This window comes from Bradyrhizobium archetypum (assembly GCF_013114835.1).
GTDB lineage: Bacteria > Pseudomonadota > Alphaproteobacteria > Rhizobiales > Xanthobacteraceae > Bradyrhizobium > Bradyrhizobium archetypum.
Map to the genome: position 1 here is coordinate 697,712 of NZ_JAAVLW010000002.1, position 15,284 is coordinate 712,995.

Annotated in this window: 14 protein-coding genes and 1 pseudogene; 7 read left to right on the plus strand and 8 right to left on the minus strand. The window is 62.6% G+C overall.

Features of this window, described 5'->3' with window-relative positions:
- The first annotated feature begins 56 nt into the window (after positions 1-56).
- A complete protein-coding gene (locus HCN50_RS07720; RefSeq protein WP_171709008.1) occupies positions 57-356 on the plus strand; it encodes a hypothetical protein in 300 nt (99 codons plus the stop codon).
- A gap of 22 nt (positions 357-378) precedes the next feature.
- Here the strand turns inward: HCN50_RS07720 and egtD are convergent, their stop codons facing one another.
- Together egtD and egtB are read right to left on the minus strand one after the other, a co-directional pair.
- Complete coding sequence (egtD, locus tag HCN50_RS07725; protein WP_171709009.1) at positions 379-1,350, minus strand: L-histidine N(alpha)-methyltransferase; 972 nt, start codon at positions 1,348-1,350, stop codon at positions 379-381.
- A gap of 49 nt (positions 1,351-1,399) precedes the next feature.
- Positions 1,400-2,650: an ergothioneine biosynthesis protein EgtB gene (gene egtB, locus HCN50_RS07730; protein WP_171709010.1), complete on the minus strand. Its 1,251-nt coding sequence runs from the start codon at positions 2,648-2,650 to the stop codon at positions 1,400-1,402.
- A 303-nt stretch (positions 2,651-2,953) separates the two neighbouring features.
- On the opposite strand from egtB, the gene grxD reads away from it, so the two are divergent.
- Genes grxD through HCN50_RS07750 form a run of 4 tightly spaced genes read left to right on the plus strand, consistent with a single transcriptional unit; the run spans position 2,954 to position 6,450 of the window.
- Entirely contained in the window at positions 2,954-3,292 is a 339-nt protein-coding gene (grxD, locus tag HCN50_RS07735; protein ID WP_171709011.1) for a Grx4 family monothiol glutaredoxin, read from the plus strand.
- Positions 3,289-3,840, plus strand: coding sequence for an O-acetyl-ADP-ribose deacetylase (locus HCN50_RS07740; RefSeq protein WP_171709219.1), 552 nt, complete (start codon positions 3,289-3,291; stop codon positions 3,838-3,840). The genes grxD and HCN50_RS07740 overlap by 4 nt, the downstream gene beginning before the upstream one ends.
- 47 nt (positions 3,841-3,887) lie before the next feature.
- Positions 3,888-5,168 carry a serine hydrolase domain-containing protein gene (locus HCN50_RS07745; protein ID WP_171709012.1) on the plus strand — a complete coding sequence of 427 codons (1,281 nt, stop codon included), beginning with the start codon at positions 3,888-3,890 and terminating at the stop codon, positions 5,166-5,168.
- Entirely contained in the window at positions 5,149-6,450 is a 1,302-nt protein-coding gene (locus HCN50_RS07750; RefSeq protein ID WP_171709013.1) for a serine hydrolase domain-containing protein, read from the plus strand. Before HCN50_RS07745 ends, HCN50_RS07750 begins: the two co-directional genes overlap by 20 nt.
- A 10-nt stretch (positions 6,451-6,460) precedes the next feature.
- On the opposite strand, the gene HCN50_RS07755 is transcribed toward HCN50_RS07750, so the two are convergent.
- A complete protein-coding gene (locus HCN50_RS07755) occupies positions 6,461-7,942 on the minus strand; it encodes a GH1 family beta-glucosidase (protein ID WP_171709014.1) in 1,482 nt (493 codons plus the stop codon).
- Positions 7,943-8,115: 173 nt separating this feature from the next.
- Here HCN50_RS07755 and HCN50_RS07760 point away from each other — a divergent pair, with 173 nt between their 5' ends.
- Positions 8,116-9,744 (plus strand): glycoside hydrolase family 17 protein, encoded by a 1,629-nt coding sequence (locus HCN50_RS07760; protein ID WP_235976819.1) that lies wholly within the window; start codon positions 8,116-8,118, stop codon positions 9,742-9,744.
- Between the two features lie 29 nt (positions 9,745-9,773).
- Here HCN50_RS07760 and HCN50_RS07765 read toward each other — a convergent pair whose 3' ends face one another.
- The 5 genes and pseudogenes from HCN50_RS07765 to murI all read right to left on the minus strand — a co-directional run bounded on the left by HCN50_RS07765 (position 9,774) and on the right by murI (position 14,619).
- The gene (locus HCN50_RS07765) at positions 9,774-10,841 is read right to left on the minus strand and encodes a threonine aldolase family protein (RefSeq protein ID WP_171709015.1); all 1,068 of its coding nucleotides are present in this window, start codon (positions 10,839-10,841) and stop codon (positions 9,774-9,776) included.
- Between the two features lie 180 nt (positions 10,842-11,021).
- Entirely contained in the window at positions 11,022-11,639 is a 618-nt protein-coding gene (gene rpsD / locus HCN50_RS07770) for a 30S ribosomal protein S4 (protein ID WP_171709016.1), read from the minus strand.
- Positions 11,640-11,975: 336 nt separating this feature from the next.
- The gene (locus HCN50_RS07775; RefSeq protein WP_171709017.1) at positions 11,976-12,755 is read right to left on the minus strand and encodes an acyltransferase; all 780 of its coding nucleotides are present in this window, start codon (positions 12,753-12,755) and stop codon (positions 11,976-11,978) included.
- 214 nt (positions 12,756-12,969) lie between these two features.
- Positions 12,970-13,755 (minus strand): annotated as a pseudogene (locus tag HCN50_RS07780) (HpcH/HpaI aldolase family protein); the annotation flags it as partial.
- A gap of 78 nt (positions 13,756-13,833) precedes the next feature.
- The gene (gene murI / locus HCN50_RS07785) at positions 13,834-14,619 is read right to left on the minus strand and encodes a glutamate racemase (protein ID WP_171709019.1); all 786 of its coding nucleotides are present in this window, start codon (positions 14,617-14,619) and stop codon (positions 13,834-13,836) included.
- 311 nt (positions 14,620-14,930) lie between these two features.
- Here murI and HCN50_RS07790 point away from each other — a divergent pair, with 311 nt between their 5' ends.
- Positions 14,931-15,281 carry a cupredoxin domain-containing protein gene (locus tag HCN50_RS07790; RefSeq protein WP_171709020.1) on the plus strand — a complete coding sequence of 117 codons (351 nt, stop codon included), beginning with the start codon at positions 14,931-14,933 and terminating at the stop codon, positions 15,279-15,281.
- Positions 15,282-15,284 lie beyond the last annotated feature (3 nt).

Sequence of the window (15,284 nt, forward strand, 5' to 3'; positions counted from 1 at the left end):
TGACCAGCGCGATCACTCAGTGCCCACGGGGGTGCCGTGGCCGGGAATACGCGCCTATGAAACAGAGCGAAGCAAGAGTACGGATCATTCAAGAGTGGGACCGCTGGGTCGTGACGCAGACGATCGAGCCGCACGGACCGACTGGAAAAGACTCGCTGAAATTCTATCACGAACTGCAGGACGCCGCATCGCCGCTACTGGATTTCCAGTCTCGTGGACAGGACAAGTGGCGGATCATTCATGCGTGGCTCTTGGGCGCAGACCGATTGTCCGACGACTGGATATCTGTTTCTCCCAGGATCGCCCCGACGCGACGGCCGCGGCCGGACCGCAAGCGGTCGGTCTGCAAGACGTGAACGGCACGCCCGCGACCAACTTTCAGGCGGACGCCACCAGGGCGTGAACCGAAAACATCTGGTCGCGGTCGGTCCAGGATTCCCGCACAGCCCAGCCCGACTCGCGCGCCAAGGCGGTGAAGCGGTCAAGGCTGTATTTGTAGCTCGACTCGGTATGGATGCTCTCGCCGGGACGGAATGAAAAGTTCCGCCCCAGGATGCGCACGCTCTGCGCTTTCTTTGAAATCAAGTGCATCTCGATGCGATGGCGCTCGCGATTATAGACCGAACGGTGCATGAAGGCGGAAACATCGAAATTGCCGCCGAGCTCGCGGTTGATGCGGACCAGGACGTTGAGATTGAACTTCGCGGTGACGCCGGCGGCGTCGTTATAGGCGTCGTACAGCACCCGCTCGTTCTTCTCGAGGTCGACGCCGATGATCATCTGCGCGCTTTCGCCCAGGATGTCGCGCGCGCTGCGCAGAAAGGCGCGCGCTTCATGCGGCTCGAAATTGCCGAGCGTCGATCCCGGAAAGAAGCCGACCTTGGGCATCTCGGCGATTTCAGCCGGCAGCTCGAACGGCGTGGTGAAATCGGCGGCAACCGGATAGACGCCGAGATCGGGAAAATCCTTGCGCAAGCCGCTGGCCTGCGCGTTCAGGAAGTCGCCGGAAATGTCGACCGGGACATAGGCGGAAAAATCGCAGCGCTCTAGCAGCAGGCGGACCTTGGTGGTCGCGCCGGCGCCGAATTCGACCAGCGCCGCGCCTTTCGGCATGCGCGCGGCGATCTCATTGCCGCGGCTGCGCAGGATGCCGAGCTCGGTGCGGGTCGGGTAGTATTCCGGCAGAACCGTGATCTGCTCGAACAGCTCCGAACCCGCGGCATCGTAGAAATATTTCGGCGACAGGCGCTTGGGAAATTGCGAGAGACCGCCGATCACGTCGCTCGCGAATACCGTGGTCTGCTCGTCGAACGGGTGCGTGTGGGCCAAAGCGGCGGCATGCACATTCATGATACTCTCCTGAACGCGCTTTCCGGCGCGCTTCGATGATCGAAAAACGTCAGGCGTAGTCGGCGAGGCGCACCCCCGTGAATTGCCAGCGGTGGTGCGGGTAGAAGAAGTTGCGGTACGTGATACGGCTGTGGCCGGGTGGAGTTGCAAGCGAGGAGCCGCGCAGCACTAGCTGGTTGACCATGAACTTGCCGTTGTATTCGCCGAGCGCCCCCTCGATGGCCCGGTAGCCGGGGTAGGGGGAATAAGCGCTGCGGGTCCACTGCCAGACGATGCCGAAGGCGTCGTTGAGCTGGCCGGCGCGGGCGGCGACCTCCCACTCCATTTCGGTCGGCAGATGGCGGCCGGCCCAGCGTGCGAAGGCGTCCGCCTCGTAATAGCTGACATGGCAGACCGGGGCCGAAGGGTCGATCGGCTGCAACCCGCCGAGCGTCATGATCCGCCAATCGCCGTCGATCTGGCGCCAGTGGCCGGGCGCCTGCCAGCCCTCGTTAGTCGCCGTGGCAAAACCGTCCATCAACCACAGCGTGGCGGTGCTGTAGCCGCCATCCTCCATGAAAGCCAGCCATTCGGCATTGGTCACGAGGTTGCGGGCGAGCCTCACCGGGCCGACAAGAGCGCGGTGCGCGGGCTTTTCATTGTCGAAATGGAAGCTGTCGTCGGTGTGCCCGACGGTATGGATACCCTCGTTAAGGACGACCCATTCGTCGCCGTCGCGATGCGATACCGGCAAGCGCCAGGATGGGTCGTAGGCCGGCGGGATCGGGTTCTGGGCGAAGGCGTGCAGGATGTCGGTCAGCATCAATTCCTGATGCTGCTGCTCATGGTTGAGGCCGGTCTCGACCAGCGGGACAAGGCTGGCGAGGCGCTCCTCGCCGGCGGTCTGAAAGAACTTCACCACGGCAGCATCGACATGGCGGCGATAGGCGGTGACCTCGTCCGCGCTGGGGCGGGTCAGGTGGCCGCGCTGGTGGCGGGCATGCCGCGGCCCGGCGCTGACGTAATAGGAATTGAATAGAAACGCGTAGTCAGGGTGGAAGGGTTGGTAACCCTCGCAGTGCTCGCCAAGCAGGAATTGCTCGAAAAACCAGGTGGTATGGGCGCGATGCCATTTAGCCGGGCTTGCGTCCGGCATCGACTGGATGAGTTGGTCCTCAGCGCTCAAGGGAGCGGCCCGCCGCTCGGTCTCGTCGCGGACGGCGAGGTAGGCTTCCACCAAATTCTGGACGATGGTGCCGGAATCGGAGAAGAGTGACGGGGCGGGGCTGGCAAGCGACGCGGCGGATACTGGTTTCGTCACAGGGGTCTCCGATTAGCGGGGAGAACGTTGGTCTGGCAAACTGGTTCCCGGCGGGCGGTCCGTCCTAGATAGGGGTTCCCGTCCAGGAAAAAAGCCTTCCCCCGCTATGATATTGATATCGTCAGACTATGGGTGGCGGTCGCTCTTGGGCCCCTAAGCCAGCCCTCCGCATACCGGCTCCTCGCCATTTTACTTTGGATGCACAACGGTTTGGGCTACATATATGAGAAGCAACCGGGTTAGATGGACGAACCGGCCACCAGGCGAAGCCGCGAGGGCCGTGCGCCCCAAAAGGAAGCAAATATGAGCATCGAGCAATTCATCGACAACGAAGTGAAGTCGAACGACGTCGTACTGTTCATGAAGGGGACGCCGCAGTTTCCGCAGTGCGGTTTCTCCGGACAGGTCGTGCAGATCCTCGACCACGTCGGCGTCGGTTACAAGGGCCTGAACGTCCTGGAATCCGCCGAATTGCGCAACGGCATCAAGGAATATTCCAACTGGCCGACGATCCCGCAGCTCTACGTCAAGGGCGAGTTCATCGGCGGCTGCGACATCGTCCGCGAGATGTTCCAGGCCGGTGAATTGCAGCAGCTCTTTGCCGACAAGGGTGTCACCGTCAACGCGGCGGCTTCCGCCTGAGCGGCTCCGCGCGCCAGATCGGCCAGGCGCGGCTCCAAGTCATCGTTGCCGACATTACGACACTGCGCGTTGACGCCATCGTCAACGCGGCGAATACGTCGCTGCTTGGCGGGGGCGGTGTCGACGGGGCGATTCATCGCGCGGCCGGTCCTGAGCTGCTTGCCGAATGTCGCACGCTGAACGGCTGCGCCACGGGCGACGCCAAGATCACCAAAGGCTATCGGCTTCCAGCCAAGCATGTGATCCACACGGTTGGGCCGGTGTGGAATGGTGGCAATCGCGGCGAGGACGGTCTGCTTGGTTCCTGCTACCGTCGCTCGATCGAACTCTGCGAGAAGCACGGCCTGGCCTCAGTGGCTTTTCCTGCAATTTCCACCGGCGTCTATCGCTTTCCCCCCGACCGCGCCGCCGGCATTGCGGTCGCCAGCGTCGTCGATGCGTTGGCGGCGGCGCCCCACGTGACAAGGGTCATCTTCTGCTGCTTCTCCGCTGACAGCGGCCGGCTGCATGAAGAGGCAATGGCCGGCTTCGGCAGCCCTTGTCCCTGACCGTGCCTCCGCTACACTCTCCCGTGAATTCCGGGGAGAGGGGTCCAATGAATTCACGCCATATCCTGCGCGCGCTCATCTGCGGCGCGCTGTTGCTCGCGGCAGCGCCGGTCCGCGCCGAAGGAACTTTCGATATTCCAGCCGGCGCGCATTTCAACCAGGACAAACTCGCGAAGATCACCGAGTTCTTCAATAACGAGGTGACGACCGGCAAGATCGCCGGGGCCAACGTCCTGATCCAGCAGCACGGCAAGGAGGTCTATCATCAGACCTTCGGCGTGCAGGACGTGGAGTCCAGGAAACCGATCACGGACCAGACAATCTTTCGCCTGTTCTCGATGACGAAGGCGATCACCTCGGTCGTGGCCATGCAACTGGTCGAGGACGGCACGATCAAGCTCGACGACCCCGTCTCGAAATACATTCCATCCTTCGCGAATGTGAAGGTCGGCGTCGAGACAAAGACTGAGGATGGCAAGAAGACGCTGGAGCTGGTGCCGCCAAACCGGCCGATGATCGTCCGCGACCTGATGCTGCATACGTCGGGGATCACCTATGGCTTCTACGGCGATAGCCTGGTCCGCAAGGCCTATGCCGCCGCCAACATCTATGAGGGCGATTTTGATCTCGCCGAATTCGCGGAGCGGATCGCAAAGCTGCCGCTGCACAATCATCCTGGCGCACTCTGGCAATACGGTCATTCTACCGACGTCCTGGCGCGGGTCATGGAAGTCGCGGCCGGCAAACCGCTGCTCACGATCATGCGTGAGAGGCTGCTCGATCCGCTGGGCATGATCGACACCGGCTTTTACGTCATCGATCCGGAGAAGCAGAAGCTGATCGCGCTGCCGGTGCCGAACGACAGCAATTTCCGCGTTGGCCGCGACACCAATCCGACCAACTTCAAGAAAATCCAGTTCGCCAGCGGCGGCATGTATTCGACCATGGCGGACTACCGACGCTTTACGCAGATGCTGCTCAATGGCGGCACGTTCGAGGGCAAGACCTACCTGAAGCCGGAGACGTTCAAGCTGATGACATCAGACCATGTCGGGCCGGGCTCGGGGGTCGAGCGGGACTATTTCTATTTCCCCGGCGACGGCTTCGGGTTCGGCCTTGGGCTTGCGGTGCGCACCGATCCCGGCAACGCCAAGCCGCCGCCGCCGGGATCGCTCGGCGAATTGAAGTGGGACGGCGCCAGCGGCTGCTATTTTGTGGTCGACCGCAAGCAGGACATGTTCTTCGTGCTGCTCGAGCAGACGCCGACGGAACGTCAGCGCATCCAGCGGACGCTGAAGCAGTTGGTCTATGAAGCGCTCGAGAACTAACGGCGCCGTCGGGCGCTGCCTTGTTGCGGTCGCGCTCGCGCTGCTTTTTTTCGGTAGCTCACCGCAAGCGTCGGGAAGCGAGAAGGCGCCCGACGCGCCAACTTTTTCACGCGCGGCCCTCGACCGGATTGGTAACTACGTCCGCAACGAAGTTACGACCGGCAAGATTCCCGGCGCAGTTCTGTTGATTCAGCAGCACGGCAAGCCGGTCCATCTCGAATGTTTCGGCGTGCGCGACCCTGCGTCCAGTCAGCCGATGACGCCGGACACCATTTTCCAAATCTATTCGATGTCGAAGGCCATCACCTCGGTTGCCGCGATGATGCTGGTTGACGACGGCAAGCTGGCCCTCGATGATCCCATATCGAAATACATTCACGCCTTTGCGGATGCAAAGGTTGGCGTCGATCTTTCCGATGAAGCAGGAAAGTATCCGCTCAAACTCGAGCCGCTGAAGCGTCCAATCACGATCAGGGATCTGCTGCGGCACACTTCGGGTATCACTTATGGCTTCTTCGGCGAAACCGCGGTGCAGAAACTCTATGCAGATCCCAAGCTGTACGCCGGCGATTTCGACAATGCCGAATTCGCCGACCGGATCGCGACGCTGCCGCTCGCCGATCAGCCGGCAACGCGTTGGAACTACAGTCATTCAACAGACGTGCTTGGCCGTGTCATCGAGGTGGTGTCAGGGCAAACGCTGTTTCAATTCGAGAAGCAGAGACTGTTCGATCCGCTCGGGATGTCGGAGACCGAATACTACGTCGCTGATAGAGCGAAGTGGCCGCGCATCGCCCAGGCATTTCCCGTCGATCGCTTTCGGGTGGCCGGAATCGGGGATCCAACAGTGCCGCGGCGCTGGGAATCCGGCGGCGCCGGCCTGGTATCGACGGCCCGGGACTACGCCCGCTTCCTGCAAATGCTGCTGAACGGCGGCGAGCTGGACGGCAGGCGGTATCTCAAGCCCGAGACGGTCGCGCTGATGACGTCGGATCAGATCGGGCCCGAGACCAAGATCATCCACGATCCCTTCTATTTCCCGGGTCCGTCCAGCGGCTTCGGGCTTGGCTTTGCCGTGCGCACCTCATCGCCGCCAAACACGACATGGCCGCTCGGCGAATACCGGTGGGATGGCGCAGGCGGAAGTTTCTATTTTGTCGATCCGCAGGATGATTTGCTCGTTGTCTTCATGGTGCAGGCTCCGACGCAAGGCGGGCGAATCCAACTGGCGCTGAAGACGATCATGTACGAGGCGCTTGGGAAAGGTCTGCGCAAAGATTGACAACCGCTGATTACGCCACGGCGTTTTTCGCGATCGTCTCTCGATAGAACGCCGCACTCAGCTTGGGCGTACGACGCTTGGAATCGAAGTCGACGTGGTAGATGCCGAAGCGCTGCTCATAGCCATCAGACCATTCGAAATTGTCCATCAGGCTCCACAAGAAATATCCGAGCACGGGCACGCCTTCGGATGTCGCGCGCTGCAACTGGGTCAGATAGTTGCGCAAGTACATGATGCGGTCGACGTCGTAGACGGTCCCATCTGCCGCCGGCTGGTCGCTCCCTGACGTTCCGTTCTCGGTGATGTAGATCGACTTTACGTTCCACAGCTTGGCCACATGACGCGGCACCCAATAGATCGCCTCGGGGCCAGGCCTGAGCCAGGCGGCTTGCATGTGCGGAAACGAGGGAGGAAACGGCAAGAGCGTGAAGCCGCGTTCGTTGTCGGCGGCCACGACGTAGTGATCGGGCGTGTAGACGTTCAGTCCGACAAAATCGATCGGAGACGAAATGATGCGCAGCTCTTCGGCGGTGAATTTCGGTGCGTCCCGGCCGGCCCGCGTTAGATATGCGTCGGTATATTTTCCCTCCATCATGACAGTCAAATAGCCGGCGTTGAGTTCGCGCGTCGCGGTCTCGGCGGCGCGGATATCGGCTGATGTCTCGATGGCGGGGATGCAACTTACGGCATTTTCCGCCGGACCGACTTTCGTTGCCGCGCTTCCGTGCGCGCGGATGGCCTGAACCGCCAGACCGTGTCCCAGCGCGACGTGGTGACGGACCTGATTCAGGCCTGATTGAGGCAGTTTGAGGCCCGGCGCATCCGCGCCGATTCCGTGGCCGAGATGAACCAGCCTGGAACATTCGTTGATCGTGAAGAAATGCTTCACGCGGTCACTCAAGCGTTCGGTGACATGGGCGGCGTAATCCGCAAAGGCCTTCGACGTATCGCGCGAGGTCCAGCCGCCGAAGCGATCCTGCAGCGCCTGCGGCAGATCCCAGTGATACAGGGTGGCAAACGGCGTGATGCCGTTCGCCGACAATTCGTCGACGAGGCGATTGTAAAAATCGAGGCCTTTTGGATTTGGCGAGCCGGTTCCTTCCGGGAAGACGCGCGGCCACGCGACCGAAAATCGATAGGCCTTTGTGCCCAGCGACTTCATGATCTGGATGTCTTCCTTGTAGCGGCGATAATGATCGGTCGCGGTGTCGCCATTGCTGCGATCTGCGATGGCGCCGGGCGTCTGGCAAAAACGGTCCCAGATCGATGGACCGCGGCCGTCTTCGCTGACGGCGCCCTCGACCTGATAGGCCGAAGTCGCCGTGCCCCAGAGAAAGCCGTTTGGAAAACCGGACGAGGCCCCTTGATTCCTGATCCCGGTCGCTTGATCTGATTGCGCGAGTCCGGAGCTGGCCGACAGCATCGGCATTCCAAGTGCCGACCAGCCGGCAATCCTGCCAAACTGGCGGCGGGAAAATCTCTTCAATGACATCATTTCACTCGCTGGGACGGAATCAATTTTGAGCGAACTAGGCTCACTTTTGATGCTCCGCATTGGAAGCAGCTTAATATCGCCGCTTCCGTATTGCGGCGCAATTGTGCACGCGGTTGCATCGGCGGTCGACATAGCTGTCGCGCGCCGCTAAATAGGCCCATCTACCTACCTTGGGGAGCAGGACAATCGGCATTCGCACGCCGCTGGCGCTATTATTTCTGTCGCTTTCCATTGTTGTCGCGGTGTGGTGGTGGCTCGCCACTCCCGTAGCACTGACGCGCGCGCCGATCGATCATGCGGCGAAGCTGGAATGCGTTTCCTACGCGCCGTTCCGCAACGATCAGACGCCGCATGATCCGACGCTCATCGTGGGCCCGGAGCAGATTGCGGAAGATCTGGCCGAATTGGCCAAGGTCTCCAAATGCATCCGCACCTATTCCATCGACAACGGGCTCGACAAGGTGCCCGAGCTTGCGTCCCGGGTCGGATTGAAGGTTCTGCTCGGCGTGTGGCTCGGACGCGATCGTGCGAAGAACGCGCAGCTCTGCGACATTGCGGTCTCGCTGGTGAAGAATCATCCCGACACCGTCGCGGCGCTCATCGTCGGCAGCGAAGTGCTGCTGCGCGGCGACATGACGGTGGGCGACCTTCGCCAAACCATCCAGTCGGTCAAGCCGCGCGTGGATGTTCCGGTAACCTATGCCGATGTCTGGGAGTTCTGGATGCGTTACCGCGAAGTGGGCGCCGATGTCGATTTCGTCACCGCCCATTTCTTGCCCTATTGGGAAGACGTTCCGCCGCGTGCCGAAGAGGCCGCTGCGCATGTCGATGATATCCGAAAACAGGTGGTCGCAGCGTTTCCGGGCAAGGAGATCCTGATCGGCGAGACCGGCTGGCCGAGCCAGGGGCGGATGCGCGACGGCGCGCTGGCTTCCCGCGTCAATCAGGCGCGCTTCATTTCCGAGATTCTCGAGCGGGCGCGACGTGACAAATTTCGCGTCAATCTGTTCGAGGCCTATGACGAGCCGTGGAAACGCCGCTGGGAAGGCACGGTGGGCGGCTATTGGGGGCTGTTCGACGGCGTCGAACGCAAGCTGAAATATCCGGCAGGGGTGGCCATCAGCAACTACCCGTTCTGGAAGCTGCAGATGGCAGGCGGCCTTCTTCTGTGCATCTGCGTATTCGCCGTCGCCATGTTCATGCCGAAGCGGCGGCCGGCGTCGCCAGCATTGGCATCGTGGAGCGCAGTCACCGTATCGGCAACCGTCGGCGGCGTTTTGCTGGGCATCAGCTTCGACAAGATGTTCCACGAAAGCTACGGGCTCGGCGGCTGGCTGCTTCAAGGCTTTCTGCTGGTGACGGCCGTGACAGCGCCGCTGCTGTCCACCTACGCGCTGATGTCGGGGCGGGCGCTTCCGTCGTTTGTTGAAGTGCTGGGGCCGCCCAAGGGCCTGACGCCGCTGTTCATGACCAACATGCTGGGCATCACGCTGATTGCAACGACGCTCATTGCCACGCAGAGCGCATTGAGCCTGATCTTCGATGCGCGCTGGCGCGATTTCCCGTTCGCTGCCTTGACCATGGCCGTGGTGCCATTCTGGGCGCTGGCCTTCCTCAACAGTTCGAAATCCGGCAAGCGGCCGCTCTCGGAGGCCGTGTTTGCCGGATTGTTCGCCCTTGCCGCGGTCTATGTCGTCCTCAACGAAGGATTTGAGAACTGGCAGGCGATGTGGACCGGCGCGACGTATCTGCTGCTCGGCAGCACGCTGTGGCGGGCGCGCATGCCCGCCACAGCCTGAGTTCGGATCAATTCACGGCATTTGAAGTCTCACGCCGCGCGCACAATCTCGCGCACGATGCCGACCGTCTCTTCGATCATGTCGGCGCTGACGTCGAGATGCGTGCAGGCCCGGATGCGGCCGTCCATCATGGCGAGCAGAACGCCGCGCTTGCGCAAGGCCTCGACCATTTTGTCGCCGGCGACACCCGCGCCGTCGGGCCTGAAGAACACCAGATTGGTTTCGGGCTCCTGCACCTGGATGCCGTTGATCTGCGACAGCCCCCGCGCCAGAGCCCGCGCATTGGCGTGATCGTCGGCGAGGCGGTCGACGTGATGGTCGAGCGCATAGATGCAGGCCGCGGCGCAAATGCCGGCCTGCCGCATCGATCCGCCGAGCCGCTGCTTCCAGCGCCAGACATCGTCGATGAAGGCGCGGGTACCTGCGATCACGCCCCCGATCGGCGCGCCGAGGCCTTTGGAGAAATCGATCCAGGCCGAATCCCACCCCGCGGCCATGTCGCGCGCCGATATTTTCGTGGCGACGCAGGCGTTCAACAGCCGCGCGCCGTCCATGTGGGTGATCAGCCCGTTCGCCTCGGCGATCGCGACGACTTCGTCGAGCGCCGCCTTGTTCCAGATCGTGCCGCCGCCGATATTGGCGGTCTGCTCGACGCTGACGAGGGTCTGCGGCGGCTGGTAGCGCGAGCGCGGATGCAGCGCGGCGCGCAATGTTTCCGGCGTGAACTGCCCGTCATCGCCCGGCAATTGCGTGATCTGAAAGCCGCCGAGCGCTGCATGCGCGCCGCCTTCGCGCGCGATGATATGCGCGCTGGCGTGGGCGAGAATTTCATCGCCCGGCCGGCAATGGGCCAGCGTCGCCGCGACATTGCACATGGTGCCCGAGGGCATGAACACGGCGGCTTCCTTGCCGAGCAGGTCGGCGACCCGCGCGCACAACAGGTTCACCGTGGGATCGTCGCCGATCTGCTCGTCGCCGACCTCCGCCCGCGCCATCGCCTCGCGCATCGCCGGCGTCGGCCGCGTCTGCGTGTCCGACAACAGGTTGATGCGGATGGGATCGGCCTTGGGATCGCGCGGGGCAGGGGTGTAGTGCATGGGGAGGGCTCACAATCTTGCATCATGGCCGGGCTTGTCCCGGCCATCCACGACTTCCGCGGTGACCATAAAGGCGTGGATGCCCGGGACAAGCCCGCGCATCACGGAACAGCCATTCGCGCTCAAACAAAAAGGCCCCGGCGAAACCGGGGCCTTCGATATCTCGGAACTGTCGTCCGATCAGCGCGAATAGAATTCGACGATCAGATGCGGCTCCATCTGCACTGCGAACGGCACGTCCGACAGCGCCGGAATGCGGGTGAACTTCGCCGTCATCTTGGAGTGATCGGCCTCGATGAAGTCGGGCACGTCGCGCTCGGCGAGCTGGCTTGCTTCCAGAACGGGAGTGAGCTGCTTGGAGGACTCCTTGACCTCGACGACGTCGCCGGGCCTGAGCTTATAGCTCGGAATATTGACGCGGCGGCCGTTCACCTTGATGTGGCCGTGGTTGATGAACTGGCGCGCGGCAAACATCGTGGCGACGAACTTGGCGCGATAGACCACGGTGTCGAGGCGGCGCTCCAACAGGCCGATCAGGTTCTCACCGGTGTCGCCCTTCATCCGGCCGGCCTCGACATAGATGCCGTGGAACTGACGCTCGGAAATGTTGGCGTAGTAACCTTTGAGCTTCTGCTTGGCGCGGAGCTGGACGCCGAAGTCGGACAGCTTGCCCTTGCGGCGCTGGCCGTGCTGGCCGGGGCCGTATTCACGGCGGTTCACGGGGCTCTTCGGGCGGCCCCAGATATTCTGGCCCATCCGGCGATCGATCTTGTATTTCGCCTCACTGCGCTTTGTCATCGCGTCCTCTGCATAAGAGTTTGAGTTTTGAGGAAACGCGCCCTCCTGTGCACCGGCTAGGCCGGGGCCGACAGGTCCGCCTCGAAAGCTCGGGGAGGACCACGGGTCGCGAAACGCATCGCGGGCCGAAACCGGCCCGCGAGCAAGCGGGTTCTTAGGGAGAAACCGCGGTTGTGTCAATGAAAAGGGGCCTCTTCGAGAAGGCACTGTCATTCCGGGATGGTCCGCAGCACGAGACCCGGAATCTCGAGATTCCCAGGGGCGCAATTGCGCACCATAGTTTCGTGGCGCCCCGGAATGACCGGCTAAAAGTTCGGAATGACGGCCTGTAGGCCGTCAGGTCGCGACCGCCCGGACCGGTTTGGGCTCAGTTTGCTGCCGGTTTGCGCGCAATTCGGCGGCAATCTCCCCGTTCAGCACCTGTTCCAGCCGGCTCAGGGCCTTGGCCATGGGGGCGGCGTCGGTAACCCGGTGGTCCCAGCGCAGCACCACGTCGATGGTCTGGTCGGGCTTTTCCACCCCGTAGCTCAGGACAAAGGGCCCCGGGCTGATGGCATGGAGCTGCCCGGCACCATAGGCGGCCACCGAGGTCACGCCGAAACTGCCGAAATAATTAGCCCGCTGGCGGCCGAAATTGAGGCCGATCGCCCAGAACAGGCGGCGCAGGGGCAGCGCGAGGCGGGTGGTGCGCAGGATCTTGCGGAACGCCGGCACCTCGTTGATCGGCGCCGTTTTGGCATGCCGGATCAGGGCGTCGACCTCGGCTAACGACATTTCATCGGGTGCTGTGACCTTTTGCGGCAGCACACAGTCCTGGTCGTCCTCGACCCGGGCGATCGCCACCATCGCGACGCTGCGCGGCAGCTCGTAGAAAGCCGGCAGTGGCCATTTGACGTAGAGGGTGCGCAGGATCGGCTGTTCCTTCGCGACCAGCGCGAACGCCTTGGCGAAGATCGCGGCCCAGCCCGGCCGTTGGACGGCTTGCGCACGGGCCTCCAAGAGGCCGCGGAGATGCAGGGGGCGGCTCAACGAGACAAAGGGCACGCGGATCGAGGCGTGCATGAGGTCGGCGACGAGGCGGCGCGGCAGTGTGATTTTTCGAACCGTTCCGCGCATCGCTCCGCCCGGGTTTCCGAAGGTAGGCAAATCAGAAAGCCGGCAGGCCGCTTCGGCAACCCGCCAAGCCTCTCATCTAGCACGAACAAGGCGTTTTGACGCCAGAAGGTTCGCACCCCGAGCGGCCAATGTCGGTGGCGTGGCCGTCGCAGACGACGTAAAACCCCAAGGACTGTGAAGGGCTTGCCGCCCTCTCGACACCTATCGCTTGATCCCCTTCAAAACTCGCCGCGATGCCGCGCTGGAACAGCGACCAGTCGAAGCCGAGCGCCAGCGCCACGTAACCGCGCGCGATCATCGCATTGGCCTGCTCGGCGGTGCGGGCGACGCCGCCGATCGGCACGCCGCTTTTAAGGATGCCTTCCTCGGCCCGCTTCATCAGCGCGACCACCTCGGGATCGTCGGGCAGGCCGCGCTTGTCGATGGAGGTGGCGAGGTCGCCGGGGCCGATCACCGCGAGGTCGATGCCAGGCGTTGCCATGATCTCGTCGATGCGGTTCACCGCCTCGACATGCTCGATGGTGATCATGCAGATCATGTCGTCGTCGGCGCCCGACATGTAGTCCGGCATCGAGACGCCCCAGCGGAACGGGGCGTGGAACGGGCCCCACAGCCGGTCGCCCTTCGGCGGATAGCGCACGCTGCGCACGGCCTTTTCGGCGTCTTCACGGCTGCAGATCATCGGAAAATTGATGCCGAGCGCGCCGAGATCCATCGGCGCTTTCGCAAGCCACGGTTCGTTGGCCGCGATCCGCACCATCGGCACGCAAGGCGTGCCTGATGTCGCTGTAATCATCGCATGGGCCGAGCCGAGATCGATCGGCCCATGCTCGAGATCGATGATGATCCAGTCGATCCCGCAACGGCCCATGATCTGCACGGTCTGGATCGAGGGAATGGTCGCGATCGCGCCGAAGGTCGGCCGTCCCTCGCGCCATAATTGGCGGAGACGGTTGAGCGGCGCAGGCTTCTCGGAGGTCACGGCGGGAAACTCCCTCATGAAATGATCGATGAAAAATAAGCGGCCGGCCTCCTTGCAGACATCAAACCGATGGTCAGTCGGCGATCAGGTTAGCGCCTACGCCGGCACGCGGCCGCCGAAAAACGGCATCAGTGCGCGGCTCAGCGTGTGCGGACGCTGGGAGGTAAATATCATCTCGGCGCCGGCGTGGCTTTCGCGGCCGGGCGAGCCGAGCAGGGCGGAGACGCGCCGGGCGATCGCGGGCGCCGGATCGATCCAGTCGACCGGCCACGGCGCAAGCCGCATCAGGCGCTCGAGCAGCAGCGGATAGTGGGTGCAGGCCAGCACGATGGTGTCGGTGCGATCCTCGCCACTGCCGACAAAGCAGGGGGCGAGCTCCGCCGCAATATCCTCGTCACGGACGTCATCGCCGCTGAGGGCGGATTCGGCGAGAGAGGCGAGTTCGGCGGATCCCACCAGCGTCACTTCGCAGCCTTGCGCAAAATCCTCGATCAGGCGCTTGGTGTATTCGCGCTTTACCGTGCCCTTGGTACCGAGCACCGAGACGCGCTTGGTCTTGGAGGCGGCGCAGGCCGGCTTGATCGCCGGTACGGTGCCAACGAACGGCACGCTATAGGTGCTGCGCAGATGCGACATCACGAGCGTGGATGCGGTGTTGCAGGCGATCACCACCAGCGCGGGGGCGTGGCGCGCGATCAACTCGCCGATCAGCGGCACCACGCGGGCAATGATCTGCTCCTCGCTGTGATGGCCGTAGGGAAAGAACGCGTCGTCGGCGACATAGACGTAATGCGCATCGGGCCGGGCGCCCACGATCTCGCGCAGGACCGAGAGGCCGCCGAGGCCGGAGTCGAAGACGAGAATTTTAGGCGGGGACGACACGCTGCGAGCCTAGCCGATCTGCGGTTACCGTTAGGTTGCTTCGAGGGTGCCGGCGGGGTCATGGAGTTGTCGACGGCGATTTTGGCGATTTGGAATGATTTAAACGGGCTTGGCAAGGCCGGAAAACTGCCGGGACCGCTCGTCCAAGACCTTCCACAGGCGGGGTGGACCGAACTGCGAAACGGAAGTCCTGCCAAGTGCTTACGCCGTTTAGAAGTCCTCCAATTTGGAATGGCGTTTTGCCCCTTCACGCCTGGCGTTCCGCCAGCGTATGCAACGCCGGATAACGCCAGCCATATGGAAAATCCAGCATGTCTTTCTCGCGTCCGCTTTCGAAGCTCACCCTGTTCGCCGCCATCGCGCTTGTTTCAGCCGCCGGCGCAGCCAGCGCGCAGAGCGCGACCGAAATTCAGCTCAGCTACAAGGACAAGAAGTTCGATCCGGCCGAGATCAGCGCCCCCGCCAATACACCAATCGTGATCAAGCTGAAGAATCTCGATGCCAAGGCGATGGAATTCGAAAGCAAGACCTTGAAGGTGGAGAAGGTGGTCGCCGGCTCCACCGATGCGACCATCAATGTCCGCGCGCAGAAGCCGGGCCGCTATGAATTCTTCGACGAATATAACGAGAAGGTGGCCCGCGGCGCATTGGTCGTGAAATAGAAA

Bases quoted from the DNA above. Each gene is read 5' to 3' on its own strand.
- HCN50_RS07720 (WP_171709008.1), top strand. From the start codon at position 57: ATGAAACAGAGCGAAGCAAGAGTACGGATCATTCAAGAGTGGGACCGC.
- HCN50_RS07750 (WP_171709013.1), top strand. From the start codon at position 5,149: ATGAAGCGCTCGAGAACTAACGGCGCCGTCGGGCGCTGCCTTGTTGCG.
- HCN50_RS07745 (WP_171709012.1), top strand. From the start codon at position 3,888: ATGAATTCACGCCATATCCTGCGCGCGCTCATCTGCGGCGCGCTGTTG.
- grxD (WP_171709011.1), top strand. From the start codon at position 2,954: ATGAGCATCGAGCAATTCATCGACAACGAAGTGAAGTCGAACGACGTC.
- HCN50_RS07790 (WP_171709020.1), top strand. From the start codon at position 14,931: ATGTCTTTCTCGCGTCCGCTTTCGAAGCTCACCCTGTTCGCCGCCATC.
- HCN50_RS07755 (WP_171709014.1), bottom strand. From the start codon at position 7,942: ATGTCATTGAAGAGATTTTCCCGCCGCCAGTTTGGCAGGATTGCCGGC.
- egtD (WP_171709009.1), bottom strand. From the start codon at position 1,350: ATGAATGTGCATGCCGCCGCTTTGGCCCACACGCACCCGTTCGACGAG.
- HCN50_RS07765 (WP_171709015.1), bottom strand. From the start codon at position 10,841: ATGCACTACACCCCTGCCCCGCGCGATCCCAAGGCCGATCCCATCCGC.
- rpsD (WP_171709016.1), bottom strand. From the start codon at position 11,639: ATGACAAAGCGCAGTGAGGCGAAATACAAGATCGATCGCCGGATGGGC.
- HCN50_RS07775 (WP_171709017.1), bottom strand. From the start codon at position 12,755: ATGCGCGGAACGGTTCGAAAAATCACACTGCCGCGCCGCCTCGTCGCC.